This is a genomic window from Gordonia asplenii (genome assembly GCF_012933505.1).
Classification (GTDB): Bacteria; Actinomycetota; Actinomycetes; order Mycobacteriales; family Mycobacteriaceae; genus Gordonia; species Gordonia asplenii.
The window spans coordinates 59,290-84,961 of record NZ_JABBNB010000021.1 but is presented as its reverse complement, the minus strand read 5'-3'; the positions used below and the strand labels follow the sequence as shown (position 1 = coordinate 84,961).

Below are 25,672 nucleotides of genomic sequence, written 5' to 3'. Positions count from 1 at the left end.
TTTCAAAGCTCCTCAACGTGAGTGGGCCTCCACCCCAACAGCAAGTCTAAGTCAGACCGGTGGACGAGGCGACTATGTTCGTTGTCGACTTCTCGTTCGTTGCTCGCCAGTCCGATGAGTTGGTCCCGAGTGTCTGGTCGTCGGCGACGGTATCCGTCGCGGCGTCCTTGGTGTCTCTTTAGGTGCAGGATCGTTGTCCTCCGAACATAGCTTGTCCCGCTACTCACCTCGGGTGACAGCATTGCGTACCGAGGCGTATCGGTCCGCCTTGAGTGTGGCGATGATTGGCTCAAATACTGGATTTGATTGTTGGGCTGTGACCGCGGCGGCGAGTTCGCGTCGTACAGCGGTGATGGGATCTGAGCTGAGGAATTCACCGATGGCATCGTTACGCGAGGGCGATTGCGCCCACAGCCTTGCGGCGGCCATGCGGACAGATGGTTGAGCGTTAAGCGCGAGTTCATTGACGAGGTCGTATGCCTCGGCCGTCATCGCCGTATGGGCGGTGAGGTCAGCGATCCGCGGCTCTGTTGCCGTGATCCGTATCTGGCCCCGGAGACGGTGAAGTACGGCGGCCGCTTCATTGGCGTTGCTGCTTGCTTCAGCGGCCGTTAGTAACATCATGGCTTGGAAGGTTGTGCCACCATCGCCAAATTTGAAGCGCGCGAGAGGATCTTGATAGTTGGCTCGTTCGATGAGGTCGAAGGCGCTGAACTGTGGGGAGTCGAACTGTTCGATGCACGCGTTGAAAATGAGCTCCCTTTCTGGAGATTCGAGATGGGAGATCAAGCATCCGGCCGCGATGGCGGCATCGATGCGTTCTTCCGCTGACATGTATGTATTCCGGATTCGACTGATTAAGTGATTGAGCCATGGTTGCAGGAACGAGGCTATGTCTGCACCATCTCCCGCGGTGACGTTGGCTATGAGCGCGACACTTGCTTCAGTACATTGCCGTCCACCGAAGTATGTGTTCTTGGGTATGTTGAGTGGCTCCTCCATCAACTTCTCGATGCGTTCGCGCGCGTAGGCCGCGGCAGGAGGTGTCGCCACCTGCCAGCGTGCGAGTATACGTCCTGCGGTGGCATTGTCTTCTTCGCGTGCAATGCGTTCGATACGCTCGCGTATGTCAGCGACATCGCCGAGAAATGTTGTGATGCGGGACTCTGTATGTCCTACGTCCTGCCTGAGCATTTCAAGAAGTTGCGTTATGGCGTCATTCCTGAGCGTTGGGTGATGCTGGGTGACTACGATGAAGTAGTTGAGTAGTTCATCGTCGATATAGCGGTAGTGATTGATTTCTCGGGGTACGAGTTTGGTCGCGGCGTCGAATATGTCGAGAGCGGCGGTTTCGGGCAGTCGTTGCCCGAGTGAGCTCATCGCCTTGAGCGCCGCGATAGCGTCGTCGGCATCGATCGAACTTGTTGGGTCAGTGGCTCTAAGAAACAGCTCAGTGAGTGCGGTCGCGACGGTGACAACCTCTATATCGGGCAGTAGATCAGTGGTCGCGGCAATGACTTCCGCTGCGGCTGCGCGGCGCGATTCAGACGGCGATGAGAACTGCTCAGTCACATCGAGAAACTCGTCCAGTGAGTCCGCGGCTTGACCAGCCAGCTTCCGACTGCCCAGGTTGATGTACTGGCGGACTGCGGAGACGTGGCGATCTGCTGACTGGAGAGCACGGGCATAGTTGCGTCGAGCGTAGCCCTCGTCGCGTTCGGCTCCGTTGATACGTTCGAGTCGCAACCAGTGGTGGGCCCAGCGCACGGCATTGGGTACGTCGTTATTGGCGATGTTGTCGAGAGTATTGATGTTCGCCTCGCTCGCTCCGCTGATGAGTTGGTCGCGATTCGTTGTTGCTCGGGCCCCGGCCATCGCCCGAGTGGCGAGAGTGTTCGGGCCGAACAGCGGATTCACTTGAGTTACAGAAGCGATGCTGCGCAGCGCTTTGCGGACGTCTCCCCCATAGCCCGCGTGCCACCCATGCATCACCGCTCGTCGATAGGCGTTGATCGCCGAGGTGTCGTCGCCCACATATGCGCACGCGCGTCCGAAACGGCGTTCAACCAATGCACGGACCCCGTCGTTGGTGAAGGATTCGTCGCGCAGTGATTCGTACGCATCGCGCGGGGAGGCCCCGACCATTATCGCTAAGTCGGCGACCGCGCATCGCAGCCGAACTCGTTCGGCACCGATGAGCTGATCTGGAAGCTTCCGAAGCGTCGCGAGCAAGGTTGCGTGGTCGTCCCGGTCATCTTCATCGGTGAGGATTTGCTCAGCGACGAGGAGCCCGACGCGAGCGCAATGCGGCGAAGAGTGCTCGATGAGCTTGGTCAGGGTCTCGATAGCTTCCGTGACCTCGTAGCCGCGCTCGAACCAGTTGGCGCACGCGCGTACCAGTGAAACAGCCGACTGGGCGCCTCCCGTTTGCTCGGCGTCGAGCTTACCGGCGAGCCGGTCAGTTTCGCGTAGCGATTCCACGACAGGCGAACAAGATTCAATCTCATCGACGGCGGCTTCGAGCGCCAGATTGAACGCGTGACTGTAGTCGCCAGCAGTCTCGTAAGCGCTGATGGCCTGGAATGCGATGGCCTCTGCCAGGGGTAGTGCACGTTCACGTAGCGTGTTCGCAATGCGAATGTAGGTCTCTGCGGCGCTTGCTGCAGCAGCAGCGGCGTCGTCCGGGGCCGAGGTCAGTATTAGTGTCGCGCGGTCAAACGCCTCACGTTCGCCGATTACTGCGAGTGGGTCATCAAGCAGTCCCGCGGCATCCCCGATCCCGGCGTGAGGCGCCAGCGTATAGTGACAGAACGTTTCGGCCCAGTACGGCCCAAAGTAGCCCGCCACGATGGCGCCGAAGAAGCGCAGGTCGCGCGATAATGCGTGAGAATCGATAAGGCGGACCTGTAGAGTGCCGTCGAACTCGCCCTTGAGCGCTTCGAGCTTATTGGCGATTGCGGTGTCGTCGTTGGGCCAGGACGTGACGAGGACGAACTCTTCGGCATCCGGGAACGGTCGAGCAACCGGAATCCGTTTGCCGGCCTTGCCTCGTGTGGGACTTGCATATTCTCGAACGGCGGTCTCTAGCGCTTCAGCAGTCAATTCGTCGATCCGCCGGACTTGGTACACGATCTGCCGAGCGCCTTTCCACCCGACTATGTCCAGACCGCCCTGCCACTGACCTGACCGGCCGTATGCGTGGACCTCGTCCAGTTGATAAACCGACTGAGCAACATCAGCTACGAGCCGTTCGAACACAAGCGGGTCCATCGCTGTGAACGGCAGCAACGGAGCCCCCGGAGTCGGTGTCGGCATCGCTTCCGGCTCTGGACGTCGAGCGAAGACGTCGCCCAATAGGTCTGGTCCCGGACCGTCAGCGGTTCCGGCGTCCGCATCGTGTTCGTCAGTCAAAGCAACCCCGTCCGCACACCGATTGGAAGTCGATCTAATTCAAACGTACCGAGTGGTCCTGGCGTGGCTTGCGACTGTCACCGCACTCCCGCGGTGGAGGTCGATCCTCCCGCTCTGTCCTGGGACGATTCCGAGTCGTACGCTGAAGCTAGTGCGTCTGCCCCGTGAGTTCTGCTGGCCGTCGCCGAGACACTACGCCGAGGCAAACGAATAGAGCCCTTTCGCTTCCGCGACACCACACGCCGCAGCCGTACTGCGTCGATGAAGCTGGCTATTGGTCACGTTCGACAACGTCGGTCTACCGGAGTCACCGAGAGTACCGTCCGCCCCAGGGAGATTTAGATGTCCTCTACCCAGACAAACGTTGAAGCAATCGATCTAATTTTCGGAGGCAAAATCGCCGGACTTGCCGCGCTCTACGCGCCTAGAGGGATCTCTGCCAAAGTCGGGTTCCACATCGCTCGACAGCTCGCCCGCGCCGTCACCTGGCAGTCAGATGTACATGTGGCCGCGAGCGACTACGATGACGCCGAACTCCGAGATCAATTCGGCAGTGACCCGGACGTTCGTTGGTCCACTATCGACCACGGCTTTCGGGACCTCGCTGAGGTTGTGGAACGCACGAGCGAAGGGTTTGTGATCTTGGACAGCATTGACGCCCTCGAGATGCTATCCAACATCTCGCGTGTCAGCGGTCCCCAGTACCGCGAACTACGGAGCATCCGAGCCATGGCCCGAGAACGCGGCACCATGGTCCTCGGGTGCGGCACCTGGGACTTCGACCATAAACGACCTGTAGGTACCTCGTTGTGGCCGAGACTCGTCCGCGACTACTACGTCCTCCATCCATTTTCCGCCGTCCACGGTGAGTACGGGGTCGAGTCACGAGCAGCCTCAGCATCAAGCGACGCGTCCAGATCGGAAGTTAGGATGTGGATCGATCCGTGCACTGTTACGCGGATGCCTATCGATCCCTCACCCGAGTCACATGCCTATCTGAAGGTGACCTTCCAAAAGAGGCCTTGACGACGCATGAAGTTCCGACCGCTCCGTGAACCCGTCAGCATCAATGGCGAGCCTCTGGTCAGATCACCTGACATTCGCCACTCCCCTGCGCGTTCACATCATTGTGTCCGATTCGGAACTTGTTGACGGCAATCCGGCAAGACGTGTCAGCGGTGCGATGCAGAGGTCGCGTTGCACAACGGGGATGCCGGCCCACGCCAGGCGGTCTGGTTTCAGAGCGAGCCGGTAAGTGTGCTCGGGGCGTGGCGCAACGCCATCGGCCGCCGAGAAGTCGAAGAGTTGTTCGCCGATCTGGCACTCACCCTCTCCGACTGCACCTCCTACGAGTTCGATCTGCAGGTATGCGACGTGGTGGGCGACATGGCCTACACCGTCGGCCTGGAGCACACATCGGTCATCGTCGAGGGCACACCGCGCACGTACACGCTGCGCGCGACCCAGGTATACCGGCGCGAGAACGACCAACCCGCCTCGTGACATTCCTTGCGGAGTCGACGGCCCAGGGCCGTACCTCCCCTATCGATCGGCGAAGATGTCGTAATCGGAATCGGTCTGGGGGTCATACTCGATGACGTCGCCCGCGTGGCGAGCGACGTCGGGCCCAAACAGGTCGGCGATGAGTGCCGAGGTCATGTCAATGCCCGCGGCAACACCCGACGATGTCCACCTGTCGCGGTCCTGCACCCATCGGGCGCGACGTTCCCAACGCACCGAATCACCGTGAACGATCACACGATCGAAGGAGCGCTTGTTCGACGTCGCGCGGTACCCCTCCAAGAGTCCGGCCGCGGCGAGGATGGCCGAGCCGGTGCAGACTGAGGTGACCAGGTTGGCGTTCCCGACGTAGGACCGTAACTGTCGGAGGAAGTCGTTGTCGTGCACCATCTTCAGCCAGCCGATGCCTCCGGGCACGAGGACGATATCGACGTCGGCGGAATCGGACAGACTTTCGGTCGCCTCTACCCTGGTTCCCTGTGAGCTGGCCACCAGACCGGCCTCGGGGGCAACCATCGAGATGTGGAACTGGTCTGGGAGAACACCCAGGATCTCGACTGGTCCGAAGACGTCGAGAAGCTCGAAGCCGGCGAACAGCACCACCGATACCTTGCGAGGTGCGGGCCTACTGGTTTCGGTCATGCGCGCTCCCGTCGTCGAGCCAAATCTACCCGGGCGCGAGATCTGGCACTGCGGTGCGTCGGGTCGGTGGCCGGCGAAGTCGATGTCTGCCTCGCCGCACCGGACGCCGCCCGCCAGCTCCCGAACGCCGATGCGGGGTCACCGGCGTACTTTGAAATGCTGTCTGCCGGGACCCCGTATCGTTACCCTGGCGGGCGGATGAAGTTTCGCAGTGCGACGGGAGTTGTCGATGGACAGCCAAGTACCCTCCGAACGGCTCCGCACCCTGGAATCCCGCTGCAGCAACGCTGGACGCTGGGGTGCCCACGACGATCTGGGCACGCTGAACCTGATTACTCCTGCAGTGCGCATCCGCGCCGCGAGTCTGGTTTCTGAAGGCATTTCGGTATCGCTCGCGTCGAACCTCCAACTTCCGGCGACGCAATACAGCGACCTCCTCGTGTCGCATTCCATCGATTCAGAACCGGCGGTGCCGGACGCGATCGTCGACAAGGTCATATTGAACGTTCACGGATGGGGAACCCATATCGACGCGCTCGGGCATTTCCATCTGAACGGTACGACCTATAACAATCGCAAGGTCGACGACATCCTCGCACCACAGGGCCTCACGCGAAATGCGGTGACCGCCATGCGCGACGGCATCTTCACCAGAGGTGTGTTACTCGACGTAGCGCGCGCACGCGGTGTCTCCTGGCTGGCTCCCGACGAGTATGTGACCGCCGCTGATCTCGACCGTGCGGAGGCAGCCACTGGGTTGACCGTCGAATCAGGGGACGCCGTCATCGTCCATGTCGGACTCGATGCGCGGCTGGCGGCGAATACCGACGCAGACCCGAACGTTAGGGCCGGCCTTGATATTTCGGCAGTTCTGTGGCTGAGCGAACGAGACGTCGCCATCTTCGGCGGGGACTGCATAGAGCGACTCCCATCCGCCGACCCCGACCTCGCACTCCCGCTCCACCAACTCGGGCTCGCCCGAATGGGTCTCACGTTCCTGGAGTGGCTGCGCCTCGACGATGTGCTCAGGACTGTCGAGCGACTCGATCGCAGCGCGTTTCTGTTGACGGCGGCTCCTCTCGCGCTCACCTGCGGAACAGGCTCACCCCTCAACCCCATCGCCACGTTCTGAGTGCAGAATGGTACGAGCAAGTCAGCGGCATCGGTAAGTGTCGTGCAGATCTCGTAGATTCGGCGATCTCGGCGATCGATCCACTGCCTCTCTGAGCTGTCGACTACACGAATAGGATGCCGCCGTCAACCAAGATCGCCTGTCCCGTAATGTAATCCGAATCCGGCCCGGAAAGAAATGACACCAGTTTGGCGACGTCGTCGCCGGTTGACACGCGTCCCAGGGTGATGCCGGCAGCCATCGCCTTCATCGACTCACCCTTGCCGACCTTGTTGATCTCACCCAACTCGTGGTCGATCTCTTCCCACATCACGGTGTCGACGATGCCCGGACAGTACGCATTGACGGTGATGCCGTGCTCGGCCCATTCCTGCGCGGCCGCCTGGGTGAGTGCTCGGACAGCGAATTTGGTTGAGCAGTAAACACCCAGGAGCGCAAAACCCTTATGTGCGGCAATCGATCCCGCGCCGATGATCTTTCCGCCGTTGCCCTGCTTGATCATCTGGCGTGCTGCCTCGGTGTAGCAAAGGAACGCTCCCCTGCCGTTCACGGCGTGGATCTTGTCATACTCTTCCGGCGCGACGTCGAGCAGTGGCTTGGTGTGCTGGATGCCGGCGTTGGCGACCATGACATCGAGCGATCCCAGCGCGGATGCGGTGTCCTCGACGAGACGCCGAACCGAGTCTGGATCTGAGACATCGCCGATCAGGTCTAGGCCGCGCACACCTGCGGCCTCGACTTCTGTCTTGGTTTGGGCCAGTTCGCCGGCCATCGACGGCAAGTCCGACACGGCCACGTCGTGACCGTCACGCGCGAGTCGCAGAGCTATCGCTTTGCCGATTCCGCGGGCGGCTCCGGTCACATGGGCGACGGTCATGGTGTCTCCTTCGTCGATTCAATTCCCTCGCCAATCTACGAAGACACCTGTTGGGGCCACAGAGTTGCAAGGGGTTGCAACCCGTCTGCATGCGGACCGACCTGCCTGGTCCCGATCTCCCCGAACGACTGACTTCGCGGGTACCGCACTGCGTCGTGCCGTCGGTCCGGCAACCAGATCTATCGTCCACGGACAGGCCGCCGGTTAGCGCGTTCCGCACCCCTGCGCGGCGCCGGTCCGGCACTATCAGATCGACCGACACATCGTCCGTACAGACAGGCTGCCGACATGAGTGTTGTATCGCGATCGCGACTGGCGGTCAGTGTCCTTGTCAGTGCAGTCGCCATCGCGGGTTGTTCCTCGTCGTCGAGCACGCCGACGCCGACGTCCTCGGCAACCGTAGCCACCTCGACGACCATGAACGCCACGACCACCGCGGCACTGCAAACGGTGCTCGACGATGCGCGGGCCCGCTCGGGGGCGCCCGGCGCACTGGCCCGGATCATCTCGCCGCACGGCACCTGGACCGGCGTTTCCGGAACAACCGCCGCGGGCGGCACGACGAAACCGCAACCGACCGATCACACCCGCGTCGGATCGCTCACCAAGACGATGACGGCAACCGTGCTCTTACAACTGGTCCAGGAGGGCAAAGTCGCCCTCGACGACCCTCTCGGAAAGTACCTGCCGAGTGCGCCGAACGCGACCGCCACACTGCGCCAAGTCGCGGACATGACCAGCGGCATCCCGTCCTACACCGCATCGAACGCCTTCACCGACAAGTACTTCGCACATCCCGAGCAAGCCTGGCAGCCCCAACAACTCGTCGACGTCGCCAAGTCCATGCCCCCGGTCTTCGCGCCCGGCAAGGGATGGCAGTACTCCAACACCAACTACGTGCTGTTGGGCATGGTCATCGAGAAGGTCCTCGACCAGCCGATCGACAAAGTCCTCAGCGAACGGCTTTTCGGCCCACTGGGTATGGCCGACACCAGCTTTCCCGGCGAGTCGACCCAGATCGCATCGCCGTACTTGTCCGGGCTGACCAACCAGGGCCAGCCGGCGGGCCGCAATGCCGACTCCACACACTGGAATCCATCGATGGCGTTCACCGCGGGCGCGGTGATCTCCACGCTCGACGACCTCCAGAAATGGGCTGCCGCATTGTTCACCGGCACCGGCGTGCTCGACGCCAAAACCCAACAGCTGCGCCGAGATTCGATTCTGCACAGCCCGCCGCCGAACAGCCCCACCGCAGGCTACGGCATCGGCATCGGTGACCGCGGCGGCTGGTGGGGCCACGACGGCGACATCCCCGGCTACAACAGCGTGCTGTTCCACAACTATCCCACCGACACTACGGTGATCGTGCTGACCAACACCGACAACAGCACTACCATCGACGGTAAGCCGACGCCTGCCGCGCAAGCCATCTTCGCGAGTCTTTCAGCGGCGCTGCCGAAGTAGCCACGTCACGCGACCGGGCGGGATGAGATTGACAGTGCCGCAAGGGGTTTCATGAAACTACTCCGTCTCGATACGGGACCACCGCTGCGCGGTTGGTCCCTACTCGACCTGGATCCACCGGTCGTGTACTCATCTGCTGGTCGAGACGCGAGGAGCGCTGGCGAGTGTGTCGAAACCTCTGTACCACAATGCATTTGAGGGCGGCACAATTCGAATTGCGATGGAATCGAACATCGAGGCTTGTGCACCTGTTGGGTGCGCAAGCGACACCCGCCGGGTGACATCGCCGACGCAAGCACCGATCGTCGAAAGTCGTTGTGACTGACCGGTTCCAAGCTACGAGAACGTCGAGTGGTTGATGAAGACCCGCGCACCCGATCGGGGGCGTGATCTGTCTGCCGAGCGCGCCATCAGCGATGACGGCGGGACCACGCGAATCGAACGAGTAATCGCGCAGGCCAAGCACTGGACGTCGAACTCTGTCGCCCCTTCCGATGTCACAAACACCCTTGCGGCTCTGCACCTTTGGGAGCCTCCTGTCGTTCGGACTCTTGTGATCGCGACCAGTGGGCGTTTCACCACAGATGCAGTGGCAATCTCGGATCACCGCACCGAGAGCGCGGCCGCAGCGACGCCTCAGGCGGCGAGCACCGCGGCGGTCCGTGGTCGGCAACCGACCGTGCGCGACGCCGACGCGTCACCTCCCACGACGTCGAAGATAAGGCGTGCTTCGCGGACTGCCGAACCGAAGCCGAGCAGCGTCGCGATCGCCGGTGCCAGGTCGTCTTCCTCGGCCGACGGCGGGATGATCTCCTGGTTCAGCGGCAGGGCGAACATGCCGATGTCCTTCAGCGTCGCCGATCCCCACAACGATGCCAGCCACGGCGAGCCGTCGCCGATCTCGGTCGACAGGACATGGACCACGATCAGTTCGGGCTCGTCGCCGTCGTAGTCCAGACTGGACTCCTCGAGCCTGGCGGGCCACCAGGCCAGCCCGTTGACCGGTGCCCCGGCGGTCGACCTCGCCGCGCCCAGCGACGTGCGCGTCGCAGGCCCCTCGAACACCACCATCCCGTGGGCGCCCGCCGCTAATAGATCCGACGCACACGCCGGGATCTGCAACTGTTCGCGCACGCCGTCAGCAATGTCACGCGGCAGCCAAGTCGGTGATGAGGTGTCGACGGCGCGTTTCACATGTCCGACGATCGAACGCATCTGGCGCTCCCCCTCGGTGCGCGCACCGCATAAGGTGTGTTGGATCCTGCCGTATCCCGCCGACAGGTCCGTGCGGATCTGTTCCAGCTGTGCAGATTTCATGGTTGTCTCCCCCCCAGTGGTAATGACAGCCTGAACCTAGCCCGAGGACGTCGCCTGTCGCAGAGGTTTCGGACAAATGGTAGGTGCCACGACGTTTCAGGCTCGATCGCTGCTGGACAGTCCGGCTTCAAACATTCCCCTCGACATCCAGGAAGTTCCGAGAGGATCGCACGTACGTCCCAAACAAGCGATTAGTCCGAAGTCGATCTCTCATTCGCCGGCGGCTCTGGCGATCGGCCGCGGGCACCGAATCACGTTCGGCTGCTGCCAATCAATTGTCGAATTGAGTCACAATTCCACCCTCGTTGGCGTGTCGGACGCCAACGAGGACTTGGAACTCGTCAACGGCGTCACCCACGATCAGAGGCATCGGAAGTTCGGACGCAGTCCAAGCTCTCCCATCTGTACTGACGCTTCCGATACGGGTGAGGGGACCCAGCGGGCGAACTGCGCCGGCAGAGCACGTCGCCAAGCATAGGAGGAGGCCGTGGCTCGGATATGCGACCTCGCCAAGTGGCAGTTGCTGGATTCCTCCACCGCTTGGAGCGAATGATTCCGTGATCCCTGTAGCGTTCGCATCGTTGGTGACTGCCGCATACATCCCCGAAAAGTGGTGCTTGCCGAGTCCAGTCCACATCGCATCGGATGTCGTTGACCCGCGTCCTGGCGTATCGAGCGTGGCCTGCATGAGCGCGGCGACGTATCGCCAAAGCTGCGCGAACAGAGCTTCGAATTCAGCAGCGCGGTGTTCGTCGCCTGGGAGCTGGAAATCGTCCTTCGCGTGCATCAGACCGGACCGGAATTCGCCATATATGTGGTCGTATATCCATTGAATTGGATTGGGTGTACTTGGGGGCGCAAGCTGAGCGATCGGCACCTTCTGATCAGCTACCGCGAGTGCTTCTTTGAACCACTCACTCTCCCCCTTGCGGCCCTTGCCCTTTCGGACATGAGGGTGCAGTTCGTGTAGCAGTGACTCCAGTGTGAGACTCAGGTTGACGTAGGCGTCGTGGCGCGAGGTTGCGGTGCGCGCCATACGCATGAATCGCATAGCCTCGTGCGGCTTGGGGTCGCGAGGCGGCGGCGGAACCTCTACGCCGTTCGCATTAATGACTTTTGTATTGAACGTCAACTCGAATTTCATGCTCAGAATCGCAGTCACGCGCAGTGCCTCCGATTCTGTGTCCGGGTCCGTACCCCAGGTTACGAAGTCGTCGAGTGCCTTGGACAGGACCACGTCGATGAACTCAACGGCACAGAGATAGTCCAACCCCTCATTCGCGCGGCGGCGGGCAACCGCTTCCACGCGATCAACCGCGACCAGCGCCTCTGTGCACGTTGTCACCAGGTCGCCGGCGTCGCTAATTGTGGTGGTCCAGCCGTCTAGATGTACCGATCGCGCGCCGTTTGTCGGGCTGGCCCGTGCGAGCCGGATGGGGAAGGCTGCTCCTGCTCGTCCCGCGAGTTCTGCACCGTTGAGCATTCCGAATGCCATGGGCCGCCGCCTTACGTCCGAAGCGATCGACTTGACCGCAATGCCGAGATTTTTCGCACCGCGGCATTGGATGGGAGTGTCGGTCCAAGGTGGGCGGCTGACGTTGATCGTACGGACCGGCTCTGACCCCGACGCCCCGCCGTCCCTGATTTCCAAACGCCGTCAACAACCCCGGCGCGGCGCCCAAGAGGAGCACTCGTCCTGGATGTGGACGGCGGTCTATGTCCCCTGCCCCAGTCGCCCGGAACCCAGACTGGATCACGATCTGTCGCAGGCGGATTCGACGACATCGTGGTCGACCGCAACGTGGTCGACTGGCTCGAACACGTCAAACCAACCACACCCACCTTGACGGCGCACTTGCTTTTTGCAAGTATGGATCTCATGAGCCTCTTCATAACCTGCCCGGTCGAGAACGTCGAGCGTTCAACCGCCTTTTACTCGGCCCTCGGCTGGACCCTCAACACTGATATGTCTGACCACAACGTGTCATGCTTCGTGATCGCGCCCAACCAGTACGTGATGCTCGGCAGTCGCGAGATGTACGCCAGCGTCGGCGGCGTGGAAGAACTGGTCGGAGGTCCCGATACCCCGTCAAAGGTCACCGTCTCGTTCGATCTCGACAGCCGAGAGGCAGTCGACGATCTCGTCGAGCGCGCTGGCGCCGCAGGTGGACGGATTGGCGATGTTGACGATTACCCGTTCATGTATCAGCGCCAGTTTGACGATCCTGACGGCTACCATTACTCGCCGTTTTGGATGAAGCCGGAGACCGACCCGACAGCGTGAGCGACCTCGCCGCAGCATTGAACATCGTCGGAGCGCGGTGGGCGTTGCTCATCGTGGGAAGGCTGCTCGACGGACCGCAGCGATACGGCGATCTACAGCGCGACCTCGGAGTGCCGACGAACATACTCGCGACCCGACTGCGCGAGCTCGAGGCGGCGGGCGTGCTGGCCCGGCTGCCGCTCCGACACAACACACGGGCCTATGCGCTGACCGACCGCGGACTCGCTTTGCGGGAGGCGATTGTCGCACTAGAACGCTGGGCGAAAGACGAGGCCTAGGCGCGACGCCGATGATTGCCACCGCACATACAACGAGTTGGCTGCCACGGGTGTCGGGTACGTTCGAAGTCCGCAAGGCGGGCCGTGCAGCGTGGAGGCGTCTCCCAGGCAGTCGCCACTACGGACTCTGCTCCGGCGATACCGCAGGCAGTGACCCGATCAGAACTCAATCTGTGGACTGTATCTGCACGGTCAGATTACAGCGACGGTCTGAGCCCACTCAACGATCCGGGGGTCGTTGAGTGACCCAGCGACAAGGTCGCCGTCGAGGGCCTTTCCGACCTGTGACGGGACGGTGATTAGGTAAGCGCCCGCGCTTCGGGCGGCGGCGACGCCAGTGGACGAATCCTCCAGCGCGACGCCGGTTAGCGGCGAGGCTGATAGCAGCTCGAATGCGCGTAGGTACAACTCCGGGCTCGGCTTGGGCTCGATGACCTCATCCGCGGCTACCGACGCGTCGAAGAACTCCGCGATGGACGCCGAACCGAGCGCGGTGTCGAGCATGCCCCGTTGGCTATTGGTTGCGACCCCCATCGGGATGCGTCCGGCCAGCATTTTCAGCAACTCAACTGCCCCTTGCATTGGCTCTGCGCCGGCGGCGAGCTCGGCGTGCACCCGCGGCAACAGAGTCGCTTCGAGTTCGGGGCCGGTCCCAGGCCGTCCGATGTATTCGGCCATGTTGGCGCACGCCGCTTCGAGAGTGCGTCCGATCAGCAAGTCCTTCTCGGTAGGGCCGAAGCTGAAACCGTAGTCAGCGAACAACGACGCTTCAGCTCGCGACCAACACGTCTCGGTGTCCAGCAGAAGGCCATCGCAGTCAAAGACGACCGCGCTCACCTGCGCCGGCAAGTTCACCATTCGGACATGATAGGCACGGCCGACAGCAACGCGTCTATCCGACACTCACATCATTCGAGATCGCGGTCCGACAGAACCACCCAGCCATGTCCCGAACAGCCCGACCACCTCTTGACCTCGCTTCCCGCGCCGGCGCATTCTTGACACGTGTCCGACCGCGACGAATTCCTGACCTGGATTCGCACGACGCTGCGCGACGCAGAGGTCGCGTTACACAACGGGGATGCCGGCCCACGCCAGGCGGTCTGGTCTCAGAGCGAGCCGGTAAGTGTGCTCGGGGCGTGGCGCAACGCCATCGGCCGCCGAGAAGTCGAAGAGTTGTTCGCCGATCTAGCGCTCACCCTCTCCGACTGCACCTCCTACGAGTTCGATCTGCAGGTATGCGACGTGGTGGGCGACATGGCCTACACCGTCGGCCTGGAGCACACATCGGTCATCGTCGACGGCACACCGCGCACGTACACGCTGCGCGCGACCCAGGTATATCGGCGCGAGGACGGCCAGTGGCGGGTTGTTCACCGGCACGGCGATGCGGGCACGAAACCATTGTCCGCACTGTCAACCGGATCACCACCCTCGATGTAGAGGAAAGACATTCACGTACCGAGACCAACCCGCTGAGGTTCGGCCACCGATAATCGGCCGCAATGGTTATGGGTACTTGGGATACACCAAAGTCCAGCCGAGATGATAGTGCCGACCGGCAGGGATGTACGTCGGTGCAGTCTGCGCATACCACTTCCGATACCCATTGCCCGGTGTGTAAGCGGCATTGACCGCAGTCCACAGGTTGCCGGGCACCGTCCACATTGTGCAGCCGTTGGCACTGTATTGAGGCTGAGAGTAATGCGGGAGGTTGCCGTGGTAGGTCATCGCAGTCTGCGCCCCAGTCCACACTTTTCCTCCATAGGCAGGCGCAAACTTGAAGCACGCCGTTACCCATCCGTTCGCTGCTGCCTGTGCCGGTGAAGTCGCCACCACTGACCCGGCCGCGAGACCGACGATAACCAGGACGCCGACAACGAACCGCCTGACCATCAGATTCATTCGGTTCATAGCGTTACCCTTTCTTGCCTAAATCCTGGGTAGACCGGACGACAAGGATGACGAAAACACCTGCGGCGCACAGCAACGTGGTGGCTACAGCGGGATCCGGGGATGACGTCGCAAAGTGGACAAAGCTGACACTCAGAGTGTTCACCTGCACGAAACCGCAGTCAAGCACAGTGAACTCGACTAACTAATCTGCCCTCGATGGCCGATAGCACGCCAGTAGGCACTCACTCGACTACTCCCCCATCCGCTCGTCAAGCCAGTCGAACATCCGTTGCTCGGTGAGTTCCCGGGCAAGTGGCTGACAGTGCCAACTCGCGCCCTCTTCTTGGGTGAACCGGACGCGTGTGGCGCCCGCTGCCATCGCCGCTAGGTCGGCAGGCTGGTCGGTGAAGAACTGCTCACCGTCGGGGTCGATGACGTACAGCGGTGTGCTGATCCGGTGCGCGTACGACGTCAAGTCGAACTTCATCACCTCGTCGAGCACCGCTGAGTAGCCTTGTGCGCCATAGGGGCGGGAGCGGAACGCCCAGGTCCCTCGCGCGGCACCAGCCGTCGGAGCCGCCATCGCCGCCGACATGATCTCGTCGAACTGCTTCTTGTCGCCGCTGTTGTACAGCGCCATCAGCTCAGCGGGAATCTTCGCCGACCACGTGCGCCCGACGTCGACCACGCCGCCGTCGGCGATGGCGCCGGCGAATCGATGCTCGAAGCAGATGGCCCGCGACACCCAGTACCCGCCCTGGCTCACGCCGTACAGCCCGAGCTTGGCGACGTCGACATCACCGCGTCGCGTCAGGAAATCCACCACCGGCGTGATGACCTTCTCCCAGTCGGCGCGGAACGGGATGTCGCGCTCGAAGAGCATCGACTGCTGCCCGGGTCCGTCGAACAGCAACGCGTTGTAACCGCGTTCGAGCGCCGCCTCACCGGCCTCGCACCACACTCCGCTGATCGAGCCGTCGCTGCCGCCGTTGACCACGAGGGTCCGGCGCGGCGCGTCGGAGGCGTCCGGGCGGAAGAACCAGCCGGGCATGCTGCCGCCCTCGTAGGGAATGTCGACGCGCTCGACGGGCCACCTCGTATCGGCGACGAAGCCGTCCCAGGCGACACGGTGCTCACGGAAGGTCGGCAGCAGAGCGTCGGTGTCGGCGCGCCCGTCGATCGAGTTGTAGGCAACACCCAAATAGTTCGCGGCCCGCAGATAGGCGCGTGCGGCGCTGACCCGATGCCCTGCGGCGGACGCGGCATCGCCGATTTGCGTGATTCGACGGCCGAGGTCGCGCCATGCGGTGAACCAGCCCTCGCCGTCGTCGACGCCGATACCGGCGATGAGCGCGAGGACTTCGCCGACATCGGACCCGCAGCGGGTCGACTTCCCGAGGATGGTGCGGACCTGGAAGTCACGGTCCGGGTCGGCGTAGAACCCGGCGGTGTAGACCTCGTGCGACGCAACACCTCGTCGGTCGAGTTGCTCGGGGGTCAGTGCTCTGCTCACGGTGGGAATCGACATGAAATTCTCCTCTGGGGGTTGATGGGACTCTGGTGTCAGGAGACGGTGGCGGGACGTCGCGCGGCGACGTCACGGGTCGTCTTGATCGCCTGGAGCAGTGCCAGGATCGGAAGGCCCCAGTCGAGGGCGAGGACGACGATCGGTCCGGCACCGGCGCCAGTGAGGTGTTCCGACGCGATATGGCACACGCCGATAACGAGCACGGTGACGCCCCAGACGGTGCTCAGCTTCCGATTGATCGAACGGAACGCGGGGCTGTTCCAGTACTCGCGGGGCACTTCCTGCTTGGCGAAGTCGGCGGTGAATGGAGCGACCGACGCGGTGGCGACGATGAACGCGCCGAGCAGCACCGACGCACCGCCCCGCGCGTTGAGATCGAGGAACTCGTCGACACCCGAACCGCCGACGAACGCGACCAGCGCGATCGCACCCATGATCGCCGCCTGGACCACCGGCAGAGTCTTGATGCCACCGCGCGACGTGGCGGCAACCAGCACCAGCGCGGCGACTAGGGCGACGACCGCCGACCATCCGACGCCCAGCCAGTGGGCGGACACTCCGAACAGCACGAACGGGACGAATCCGAGGACAATCTTGACGGGGTTCATGTCGCACCTCTCCAGGCTCTCCGCGGCCGGTCGGCCGCTCATACACTGAGTCTGCGCGGCAACCGAGGCCAGACGACTGGTCGAAACGAACAGGTTCGCGGACAGGCGGAGAAGGCGGGTCGCGATGTACTGGAGCCCTGGCGTGACCTCGACGGTCGACGATGCCGTCGCCGCCGCGCGAGACGGAACCCCGACTGTCCTCACCGTCGAGGGAGTCGCCGGCTACGGCAAGAGCACCCTGCTGTCGTTCGTCGTCGGCCGATTGGCCGGGTTTCACGTGCGGCGGGCCTTCGGCGAGGAGAGCTCGCAGACGGTGTCGTGGCAACTCCTCGACGAGTGGGCGGCCGTGCCCGACGACGCTGCGCCGACGCACCTGGTGCAGGGATATCGCCGACTCGCGGACCTGGTGGACCGCCTCGCCCTGACGGGGCCGGTAGCGCTCGTCATCGACGACGCGCAATGGATCGACCCCGAGTCGATGTCGTCGGTGGCCGCGCTCGTCGAGCGAGCGGCGGGCGACCGCATCCTGGACGTGGCCGCCTATCGCCCGCTGGGCACGCGACACCGAGCATGGCGACGCATGGTCGACGACGCACCGTCGGGCATGGTCCGAGCCGTCGAATTGGCCGGGCTCGACCTGGAGGCGGCCACCGCGCTGGTGTCGTCGATCGCCCCGGAGGCCCCGCCCGAACTCGCGGCGCACCTGATCGCGCACACCGGCGGGAGTCCGCTGCACATGCGGGCTCTGTTGCGGGAGTATCCGGCCGCCGAGTTGGCGGTCTTGGCCGCGCGCGGTGACTTGCCGGCTCCGTCCGAACTCGCGATGGTCATCGACGCGCGGATTTCCGCACTCGACCCTCAGGCGGCCACGATGATGCGGGTGCTCGCCGTCCTCGGCGACGACTGGCACGACGTCGCTTCGGTGTCGGCGATCGGGAACCTCACCGAACCGAGCACGGCGGTGCGCATTCTGCGCGACGGCGGGCTGGTGTCGGTGCGGGTGGGCAATGTCGCGACCCATGTCCGGATCTCGCACGCGGTGGTTCGAGCGGCCGCGTACGCGACCATCCCGCCGGAGGTCCGACGTCGGCTGCACACCGCGGCCGCCACGCGATTGACCGATACCGCCCGGCGCCTCACGCACCGGTACGCGGCGACATTCGGCGTCGACGACGCGCTCGCGCTCGACCTGGAACGCCATGCGGACGATCGCCACGCGCACGAGCGGTTTCGTGATGCGGCGCGGTTCTACCGGTTGGCCGCCGCGACCTCGGGTTCGGACACAGATCGTGAACGCCGCACGCTTGATGCGGCCTTCGATTCGATCATCGCCCACGACCTCGAGGAGGTCCGGCTCGACGACCTCGCCGACGACTCGAGCGATCTGCTCCGCGTCGTGCACGCCGTGCAGGCGGTAGCGGAAAAGCGCTGGGCGCGTGCGGCCGAGATCCTCGACCCCGTGTCACCCGATCGCCTCGAGACGTGGGATGCGAAACATCGCGGCCGAGCGCTGGTGTTGCGCGGCTGGACGATCATCGCGGCCGGGCGCGATCCGCTCGACGCGCTGCCGTATCTCGACGCGGCGCTCGCGACCGATTCGGTCGATCCGGCCCTGCGGGCCCAGTTCATCTTCGCCTACGGCCAGGCCGTCCAGGCCAAAACCGTCGGCAACGAGGACATCTGGGGATTCGAGTCCACCCTCGACGTCGACCGGGCCGAACTCGCGGCGTCCAAGGACGGTCTGATGCGGCTCGCCTGGCGCGGCGCCATCCATTCGCTGAGCGGCACACCGTCGAAGGCGGTGGCTGACCTCTCGGTCGTCGTCGATGCGGTCAACGACGCGACGGTGGACTTCACCGACGGTGTCTTTCACGCGCTTCTCGGCTACGCCCAGTGGATCGGCGGCCACTGGCGGCGCGGGGCGTCGAACATCAATGTTGCGCAGCAAGACTCGGCGGTCCGACGCAGTCCGCACCCGCTGGTCGCAGCCATCGGGCCGCTGAGCGCCCTGACGTCGGGCGATGAGGTTGCGGGCGCCCTCGAAACGAGTCGACGCGCACGTATCGCAGCGCCGCTGCGGTCGTCGGTACACGCGGGCGATATCACCGACGTCATCGCTCTCGCCTATGCGGGGACCTACGATCAGCGGCGGGCATGGTTGGGTCTGCGGACCGGGGACTTCGGCGATCCGCGCACCCAACCGGCGACCGTCGTGCCGTATCTGTGGTTGCTCGCCATGGGCATCGCATCGGCCTGGGCGGGCGACCCCGACGCCGTCGAGAATTGGGCGGATCGCCTGGAGCCCCTCGACGGTGGTCCCTGGCGAGTCGCGGGCGTCGCCTGGCTGCGGGTGTTGGCAGACCGGTGCCGCGGCATTCCGGTCGCTGATCGGTTGATCCACTGTGCTGAGAAGGGAATGTCGGAGATCGCGTCGGTCGGTGCGATCCTCTGGGCGGATGCCGCGAATGCGGCTGCGGCCGAACATCATCGAGACCGAATGGTCGTGCGGCAGCACGCCTACGACGCGTTGACGGCGTTGGGCGCGGAGGGCTACGCGTCGACGATGATCCACGACGACGGCGACGCACCGCACGAATCCGACGATCCACTGGCAGCGCTGTCCGAGCGCGAGCGCGAGGTGGTCGCACTGCTGCTGGAAGGTCTCTCCTACGCCCAGATCGCCAAGGAGTTGTACGTCACCCGAAGTACGGTCGCCTTTCACCTGTCCAACGCGTACGCGAAGACGAACACCGCCTCGCGGCACGAACTGATCCAGCTCGTGCGCGCGGCGTGAGTCACGCTCATTGGTGTGACCCCACCGCGCGCGTGATCATCTGCAGGACGTCCTCCGACGACGTCCACGCGGGCAGCGCCTCCCCTTCCACCTGTTCCAACGCCGCCAGGCCGTGCGCGGCGGACCAACACGCGACGGCGAGAACCCGCGGTTCGTTGCCGCTGCCCCAACCGTGCTCGCATGCCGTAGATACGACGTCGAGCAGCAGCGTCCACATCGAGCGGCGCGCGACGGCGAGGTCGTCGGCTCGCCGGTCGACGAGGCTGGACGCGAACATGAGCCTGAACTGCGCGGGATTGGCCCGGGCGAATTGCACATAAGTCTGGCCGAGTGCGGCGACGGGGGCGCCCGCCGACGCTTGCGGATCCGTCGACTCCAAGGCCACGCGGGAACGGCGCACGAGTTCGGCGAATCCAGCCACCGCGACATGAGTGAACAGGGCGGTCCGGTCGGGGAAATAGTGCCCGACGGCTTGATGCGTGATTCCAACCCGCCGGGCGATCGACCGCAGACTCGCTCGCTCGGCCCCGACCTCGGTCAACTCCTCGATGGTGGCCAGCAGGACGCGATCACGCGCGCTTGATCGAGGTGCCTCTGCCTGCTGCTGGACGTCGTCGTCTGCCATAACCGCATTATGGTGGGCCGCCCGGATCGTCATGCGGTCGGTGCAGGCTCGACCCTCATCGCCGCCCGATTCTCGCCGGCCACCGCCACCCCGATGTCGAGGACCTCATCGCGGTAACGCCAACAGACGGTGACGACGTCGCCCGCGACGATCGGCTTCACGTATTCGACGGTCGTCCGATGCGCAGACGTGATCAGCCGGGTATACCTGTCGAGTACGTTCTCGACGATCTGCAGGTATGCGGCGTTGTTCACGTGTTCGAGGAAGTCCAGGTCTGCGACGCGCACCTCGAACTCGGTGCTTTCGACGGCTGCGTCCGCGGGTGATACCGGCTCCGTCAGAGTCGGTCGCCAACGAAGCCGATGCTCGTCGGTCGCGGCGAGGATGGGTTCCAGGAAGGCCTCGCTCATGCGGGCCGGTATGCCCTTGTCCGCGGCGAAGTGGATGAGGAAACTCTCGGTTTCGACGAGCCCGCCGTCGGCGCCGTCGATCTGCACGCGCATATTGCACCAGCGGGTCGACGTCGACGAGGCCCACCGTCGCACCGTGACGTACTCGCCGAACGAGATCGGCCGGACGACGTCGATCACCATCCGGCGAACGATCCAGGCCTGATGGGCGTGCCCGTCGGGCATGACGTCGAGGTGGTCGAATCCGACGTCCTGCAGGTAGCAGGCGACCCCGTCGAGACGGAGCTTGCGATCCACACCGCAATCGCCGATCCGAACTCGCCGCGTGACGGTGAACGGCGTCGCGCGCTGCGGACAGTCGGGCAGCGACAACTCTGCGGCGATCATCGGATGTGCTTTCCGGACAGCGCTCGTGCGATGACCAGCCGCTGAATCTCGGACGTGCCTTCGAAGATCGTGTAGATCTTCGCGTCGCGGTAGAAGCGCTCGACCGGATGGTCACGGCTGTAGCCCGCGCCGCCGAGGATCTGGACCGCGCGTTCGGCAGCCCACACCGCGACCTCGCTGGCCTTGAGCTTGGACATCGACCCCTCGCCCGTGCCGAAGGTCTGGCCGGTACGGCCCATCCACGCCGCCCGGTGCACGAGCAATCGCGCGGCGTCGATCTCGGTGGCCATGTCGGCCAGAGTGAAGGCGATCGCCTGGTTCTCGATGATCGGCCTGCCGAATGCGACGCGGTCTTTGGCGTAGTCGAGCGCGTATTCGTACGACGCTCGCGCGATACCCAGGGCCTGCGCGCCGACGACGGGCCGGGTCAACTCGAAAGTCTGCATCGCGTTCTGTGTGCTGGTCCGGCCGCCTTCGCGGGCCCGCGCGAGCCGCTCGTCGAGCTTGTCGCGACCACCGAGGAGGCATCGGGCGGGCACCCGAACGTCGTCGAAGAAGACATCGGCGGTATGCGAAGCCTTGAGGCCGAGCTTCTTGATCTTGCGAGTGGCCTGAACTCCGGTGGTGCCCTCCGGAACGACGAATGTGGCCTGGCCGCGTGCCTTCAACTCTGGCTCCACCGAAGCGACGACGACGTGCGTCGCCGCGATTCCGCCGTTGGTGATCCACGCCTTCTGGCCGTTGATCACCCACTCGTCGGTAGCCTCGTCGTACCGGGCGCGGGTCCGCAGATTCGATACATCCGATCCGGCGTCGGGTTCGGAGACACAGAAGGCCGCCACCTGCGGCTGCGCGACGTCGCCGTACATCTGCGGCGCCCATTCCGCGATCTGTTCGCCCGTGCCCGCCGATACCAGCCCACCGACGGCGAGATTGGTGCCGAACATCACCATCGCTGTGCCGGCATCGCCCCAGAACAACTCTTCGGCCAGCAACGACAACGACAGCCCCGACGGATCGCCGAGCAGACTTGCCATCGTCTCCCAGCTGTACATGCCGATCTTCGCGGCCTCTTCGACCACATCCCACGGCAACGCCTCACGTTCATCGGCGTCGACCGCCGCGGGCCGCATGACCTCGGTGGCGAATCGGTGGGACCAGTCGATCAGGTCGCGCTGCTCCTCGGAGAACGCCATGGAAAATGTCATGTCTACCTCATTCCTTGCCAGTGGCAGGTTGGCCACGATCCGAGAATGGCAGAGTTGCCTGCCATTGGCAAGGTGGATGTCGCGTGCCGGATCGGCGACGGTGAGGTGTGACTATTGACTGTACGTACGGTCAGTGAGATAGTGGTCACACCAACCGATGAGATGGAGAGTTGAGATGACACTGTGCGATGACCGGCGGGATACGTCGGCGGAGTTGCTGAACGATTTCATCGACCGCTGGGTCGCGGAGACCCCCGACGCCACCGCGATCGACTACCAGGATCGGGTCTGGTCGTGGCGGCAGTGGCGTGAGCGGATCGACCGCCTCGCCGGGTACCTCACCGGTATCGGCGTCACCGCCGGTGACCGGGTCGCCGTCCTCGACAAAAACCATCCCGCCTGCCTCGACCTCGTCTTCGCCACCGCCGCACTCGGCGCCGCGACCGTCGTGCTCAATTGGCGACTGGCCCCCGACGAACTCGATTACGCCCTCACCGACAGCGGCGCCACCGTCCTGTTCGTCGGCGCAGAATTCCACCCCGCCGCCATCGAACGGTCAAGTGTGCGGCACCTGATCAGCATCGACGACGACCCCACCGGCGACTACGACACACTCCTGCACGCCACCGCCCCGGCAACGGCGACGCCGGTGGTGGATCCGGAGGCCGCGGCCTTGATCATCTACAGCTCCGGCACCACCGGCCGTCCCAAAGGCGTCGTGTTGAGTCAGCGCGCACTCGTCGCCCACACCCGCAACGTCGGCACCCGCTTCCCCTTCACCCCCGGCGACGCCAACCTCGTCGCCATGCCCTTCTTCCACGTCGGCGGCGTCTGCTACGCCTTCTTCGGCATCCGCGCCGGCGTCCGCAGCATCCTGCTCCGCACCCGCGACGCCACCGCCCTCACCCACGCCCTGACCACCGGCGCCACCCACGCCTTCCTCGTGCCTCCAGTCATCAAAGGACTCCTCACCGCCGAACCCACCACCCGCGCAGCCGTCGGCAACCTGAAAATCCTGGGTTACGGCGCCTCACCCACACCCCTCGGCCTGCTCCGCGACGCCCTCGCCGCCTGGCCCACCGTCGGATTCGTCCAGGTCTACGGACAAACCGAACTCTCCGGCGTCATCGCCACCCTCAACCCCGACGACCACCGCGACCCGCACCGCCCCCACCTCCTCACCGCCGCCGGCACCCCCGTCCCCGACGCCGAGGTCAAAATCATCGACATCACCACCGGCGCCGAAGTCCCCACCGGCACCCAAGGCGAACTCTGCTTCCGCAGCCCCCAAACCATGACCGGCTACCTCAACCGCCCCCACGACACCGCCGACACCCTCACCGACGGCTGGATTCACACCGGCGACATCGGCCACCTCGACCACGACGGCTACCTCTACTGCGACGACCGCCTCAAAGACATGATCATCACCGGCGGAGAAAACGTCTACAGCCCCGAAGTCGAACGCGTCCTCCTCGACCACCCCGCCATCACCGACGCCGCCGTCATCGGCATCCCCCACCCCCACTGGGTCGAAACCGTCGCCGCCATCGTTGTCCTCGCCCACCCCACCACCGAAACCGACATCATCACCCACTGCCGCCGCCACCTCGCCCCCTACAAATGCCCCCGCACCGTCACCTTCACCACCCACCTCCCGCGCAACTCCAGCGGCAAACTCCTCAAGAAGGACCTCCGAACCACACTGCTCAACAACATCGATGCCTGACCTCGACGCCGTTCACGCGTCGACGATCGGCGCGACTGCGACACTGACGATGACCAGGCGAGCGATCGACGCCGACACCGCACAGAGCCTGCAAACCACGCTCGAGCGGTACGCTGCCGACCCGACGATCCGATGCGTCGTGCTCACCGGCAGCGGCTCGACGTTCAGCCTCGGCGGCGACCTGACCTCGATCGGCGACGGGGATCCCGCGGCTTCGGTGCGGGCGATCATCACGCCGCTGCATCGCGCGGTGATGACTATGACGACGATGGCCAAGCCGGTCATCGCGGCAGTCAACGGTGTGGCGGCGGGCGGCGCGATGAGCCTCGCGTTGACCGCAGACGTGGTGCTTGCCGCCGAGTCGGCGCGATTCATACCGACCTTCGCCGCGATCGGCGTCACACCCGACACCGGTTTCACGAGTGTCGTCCCGCGGCTGCTCGGCTCGTCCACCGCATTTCGGCTCTATCTGGAGAACACTCCGCTCTCCGCCGAACAGGCTCGTGAACTGGGGATCGTCGCGCACGTCTTTCCCGACGACGGGTTCGTCGACGCGGTGGCCGCTTACGGACGACGCGTCGAAGCAGGTCCCACCGCGGCGATCGCCGCGACCAAACGGTTGATGCGCACGGATCCGTCGCTCCTGCAAACACAGCTCGACGCCGAGGCTGCCGCGATGTGCGACGCGGTGACCTCGGAGGATTCTCGGACGCGCGCCGCGGCGTTCACGAACAGATCTCGTAGCTAACCGCGCGCTAACACCGACGTCGAATTCAGCTAACCCTGCTAACTCAGTGGCGAACGTCAACGCGATCGTGGCCGCCAACCCGTGACCTGCCTGGTCACCGCGCGTCGCTCCTCGGTGATTCGTCGATGTCGAGTGTTGTGACCAAGGTATGCACCCACCATCGTCGCTGCTGTTCGGTCTGACGTGCGTTCTCGTAGAGGCCGGCACTGCGACGAAAGGCCGCCCCGTAGGCGGATTCGGTGGCCAGTGCCTGGTGCAGCGCGGCGACCGCGAGACGTGTGTCCGTCTGCGAGATCCGCCGCCCCGCGCGACGCCTCCGGGCCGCGTGGAGGGCGTCGACGACGGGGTTGAGCAGCCCGACGTCGTCGTCGCTCCAACCTGCTGCACTCAACGCGACCACGAGCTGCCCGTAACCGCTGCTGTACACCGCAGCGATCCTTTCAACCAGGTCGGCGACCCGCGCACCGTCGTTGATCCACCCGGACGTGGCGTCGATGACTGCAGTCCGGATCTTGCCGCCACCATGGCGCAGCAGTGCGACGAGCAGTCCGTCCCTGCTGGTGAAGTGATGGGTGACACCTGCATCGGTCATGCCGACCCGGCTGGCCACGGCCCGCACCTGAACCGCGGCGGGGCCGCCTTCGATGAGGAGTTCTTCGGCGGCGGCCAGGATCAACGCTCTCGCTTCGTCTGGACTTCGTCGTACTCGGGTCGTAGCCACGGGTGTAGCTTACCTTGGTCAATCAAGGTAGACTGATCGCTATTACATTGACTGATCAAGGTAAGAAACCCGCAGGTTGCGGCCAGATT

The 25,672-nt window shown here is 64.1% G+C and carries 22 protein-coding genes and 1 pseudogene; 11 read left to right on the top strand and 12 right to left on the bottom strand.

Annotated elements, in window-relative coordinates; all coding sequences use genetic code 11:
• Positions 1–219 precede the first annotated feature (219 nt).
• Positions 220–3,270, bottom strand: coding sequence for a hypothetical protein (locus HH308_RS18890; RefSeq protein ID WP_170195791.1), 3,051 nt, complete (start codon positions 3,268–3,270; stop codon positions 220–222).
• A gap of 483 nt (positions 3,271–3,753) precedes the next feature.
• Here HH308_RS18890 and HH308_RS18885 point away from each other — a divergent pair, with 483 nt between their 5' ends.
• Together HH308_RS18885 and HH308_RS18880 are read left to right on the top strand one after the other, a co-directional pair.
• On the top strand, positions 3,754–4,437 hold the full coding sequence (locus HH308_RS18885; RefSeq protein WP_170195790.1) for a hypothetical protein: 684 nt from the start codon (positions 3,754–3,756) through the stop codon (positions 4,435–4,437).
• 171 nt (positions 4,438–4,608) lie between these two features.
• Positions 4,609–4,914: a nuclear transport factor 2 family protein gene (locus tag HH308_RS18880; protein WP_170195789.1), complete on the top strand. Its 306-nt coding sequence runs from the start codon at positions 4,609–4,611 to the stop codon at positions 4,912–4,914.
• Positions 4,915–4,953: 39 nt separating this feature from the next.
• Here the strand turns inward: HH308_RS18880 and HH308_RS18875 are convergent, their stop codons facing one another.
• On the bottom strand, positions 4,954–5,574 hold the full coding sequence (locus HH308_RS18875; protein WP_170195788.1) for a DJ-1/PfpI family protein: 621 nt from the start codon (positions 5,572–5,574) through the stop codon (positions 4,954–4,956).
• A gap of 229 nt (positions 5,575–5,803) precedes the next feature.
• On the opposite strand from HH308_RS18875, the gene HH308_RS18870 reads away from it, so the two are divergent.
• Positions 5,804–6,706, top strand: coding sequence for a cyclase family protein (locus tag HH308_RS18870; protein ID WP_170195787.1), 903 nt, complete (start codon positions 5,804–5,806; stop codon positions 6,704–6,706).
• Positions 6,707–6,809: 103 nt separating this feature from the next.
• Here HH308_RS18870 and HH308_RS18865 read toward each other — a convergent pair whose 3' ends face one another.
• The gene (locus HH308_RS18865; RefSeq protein WP_170195786.1) at positions 6,810–7,583 is read right to left on the bottom strand and encodes an SDR family oxidoreductase; all 774 of its coding nucleotides are present in this window, start codon (positions 7,581–7,583) and stop codon (positions 6,810–6,812) included.
• A 288-nt stretch (positions 7,584–7,871) separates the two neighbouring features.
• Here HH308_RS18865 and HH308_RS18860 point away from each other — a divergent pair, with 288 nt between their 5' ends.
• Positions 7,872–9,050, top strand: coding sequence for a serine hydrolase domain-containing protein (locus HH308_RS18860; protein WP_170195785.1), 1,179 nt, complete (start codon positions 7,872–7,874; stop codon positions 9,048–9,050).
• Between the two features lie 358 nt (positions 9,051–9,408).
• Positions 9,409–9,639: pseudogene (locus HH308_RS29900) on the top strand (restriction endonuclease); the annotation flags it as partial.
• A 47-nt stretch (positions 9,640–9,686) separates the two neighbouring features.
• Here the strand turns inward: HH308_RS29900 and HH308_RS29895 are convergent.
• Both HH308_RS29895 and HH308_RS18845 read right to left on the bottom strand, forming a co-directional pair.
• On the bottom strand, positions 9,687–10,367 hold the full coding sequence (locus tag HH308_RS29895) for a hypothetical protein (RefSeq protein ID WP_170195784.1): 681 nt from the start codon (positions 10,365–10,367) through the stop codon (positions 9,687–9,689).
• A 271-nt stretch (positions 10,368–10,638) separates the two neighbouring features.
• Complete coding sequence (locus HH308_RS18845; RefSeq protein WP_170195783.1) at positions 10,639–11,862, bottom strand: hypothetical protein; 1,224 nt, start codon at positions 11,860–11,862, stop codon at positions 10,639–10,641.
• Positions 11,863–12,153: 291 nt separating this feature from the next.
• Between HH308_RS18845 and HH308_RS18840 the strand changes: the two genes are divergently transcribed.
• Complete coding sequence (locus HH308_RS18840) at positions 12,154–12,651, top strand: VOC family protein (protein ID WP_312870702.1); 498 nt, start codon at positions 12,154–12,156, stop codon at positions 12,649–12,651.
• On the top strand, positions 12,648–12,929 hold the full coding sequence (locus HH308_RS18835) for a winged helix-turn-helix transcriptional regulator (protein ID WP_170195782.1): 282 nt from the start codon (positions 12,648–12,650) through the stop codon (positions 12,927–12,929). The genes HH308_RS18840 and HH308_RS18835 overlap by 4 nt, the downstream gene beginning before the upstream one ends.
• Positions 12,930–13,121: 192 nt before the next feature.
• On the opposite strand, the gene HH308_RS18830 is transcribed toward HH308_RS18835, so the two are convergent.
• Positions 13,122–13,787: an HAD family hydrolase gene (locus tag HH308_RS18830; RefSeq protein WP_170195781.1), complete on the bottom strand. Its 666-nt coding sequence runs from the start codon at positions 13,785–13,787 to the stop codon at positions 13,122–13,124.
• Positions 13,788–13,934: 147 nt separating this feature from the next.
• Here HH308_RS18830 and HH308_RS18825 point away from each other — a divergent pair, with 147 nt between their 5' ends.
• Complete coding sequence (locus HH308_RS18825) at positions 13,935–14,372, top strand: YybH family protein (protein ID WP_170195780.1); 438 nt, start codon at positions 13,935–13,937, stop codon at positions 14,370–14,372.
• Between the two features lie 703 nt (positions 14,373–15,075).
• Here HH308_RS18825 and HH308_RS18820 read toward each other — a convergent pair.
• Both HH308_RS18820 and HH308_RS18815 read right to left on the bottom strand, forming a co-directional pair.
• On the bottom strand, positions 15,076–16,353 hold the full coding sequence (locus tag HH308_RS18820) for an alpha/beta hydrolase family protein (protein WP_170195779.1): 1,278 nt from the start codon (positions 16,351–16,353) through the stop codon (positions 15,076–15,078).
• Positions 16,354–16,388: 35 nt separating this feature from the next.
• Positions 16,389–17,003 (bottom strand): hypothetical protein, encoded by a 615-nt coding sequence (locus tag HH308_RS18815; protein ID WP_170195778.1) that lies wholly within the window; start codon positions 17,001–17,003, stop codon positions 16,389–16,391.
• Positions 17,004–17,085: 82 nt separating this feature from the next.
• Here HH308_RS18815 and HH308_RS18810 point away from each other — a divergent pair, with 82 nt between their 5' ends.
• Positions 17,086–19,755, top strand: coding sequence for a LuxR C-terminal-related transcriptional regulator (locus HH308_RS18810; RefSeq protein ID WP_170195777.1), 2,670 nt, complete (start codon positions 17,086–17,088; stop codon positions 19,753–19,755).
• A 7-nt stretch (positions 19,756–19,762) separates the two neighbouring features.
• On the opposite strand, the gene HH308_RS18805 is transcribed toward HH308_RS18810, so the two are convergent.
• Genes HH308_RS18805 through HH308_RS18795 form a run of 3 tightly spaced genes read right to left on the bottom strand, consistent with a single transcriptional unit; the run spans position 19,763 to position 22,385 of the window.
• On the bottom strand, positions 19,763–20,380 hold the full coding sequence (locus tag HH308_RS18805; RefSeq protein WP_170195776.1) for a TetR/AcrR family transcriptional regulator: 618 nt from the start codon (positions 20,378–20,380) through the stop codon (positions 19,763–19,765).
• A 29-nt stretch (positions 20,381–20,409) separates the two neighbouring features.
• Positions 20,410–21,177 carry an acyl-[acyl-carrier-protein] thioesterase gene (locus HH308_RS18800; RefSeq protein ID WP_170195775.1) on the bottom strand — a complete coding sequence of 256 codons (768 nt, stop codon included), beginning with the start codon at positions 21,175–21,177 and terminating at the stop codon, positions 20,410–20,412.
• Positions 21,174–22,385 carry an acyl-CoA dehydrogenase family protein gene (locus HH308_RS18795; RefSeq protein WP_170195774.1) on the bottom strand — a complete coding sequence of 404 codons (1,212 nt, stop codon included), beginning with the start codon at positions 22,383–22,385 and terminating at the stop codon, positions 21,174–21,176. The genes HH308_RS18800 and HH308_RS18795 overlap by 4 nt, the downstream gene beginning before the upstream one ends.
• A gap of 175 nt (positions 22,386–22,560) precedes the next feature.
• Here HH308_RS18795 and HH308_RS18790 point away from each other — a divergent pair, with 175 nt between their 5' ends.
• Both HH308_RS18790 and HH308_RS18785 read left to right on the top strand, forming a co-directional pair.
• The gene (locus tag HH308_RS18790; RefSeq protein ID WP_170195773.1) at positions 22,561–24,114 is read left to right on the top strand and encodes an AMP-binding protein; all 1,554 of its coding nucleotides are present in this window, start codon (positions 22,561–22,563) and stop codon (positions 24,112–24,114) included.
• Positions 24,107–24,862 carry an enoyl-CoA hydratase/isomerase family protein gene (locus tag HH308_RS18785; RefSeq protein WP_170195772.1) on the top strand — a complete coding sequence of 252 codons (756 nt, stop codon included), beginning with the start codon at positions 24,107–24,109 and terminating at the stop codon, positions 24,860–24,862. The genes HH308_RS18790 and HH308_RS18785 overlap by 8 nt, the downstream gene beginning before the upstream one ends.
• Positions 24,863–24,956: 94 nt before the next feature.
• On the opposite strand, the gene HH308_RS18780 is transcribed toward HH308_RS18785, so the two are convergent.
• Entirely contained in the window at positions 24,957–25,583 is a 627-nt protein-coding gene (locus HH308_RS18780; RefSeq protein ID WP_170195771.1) for a TetR/AcrR family transcriptional regulator, read from the bottom strand.
• Positions 25,584–25,672: the final 89 nt, after the last annotated feature.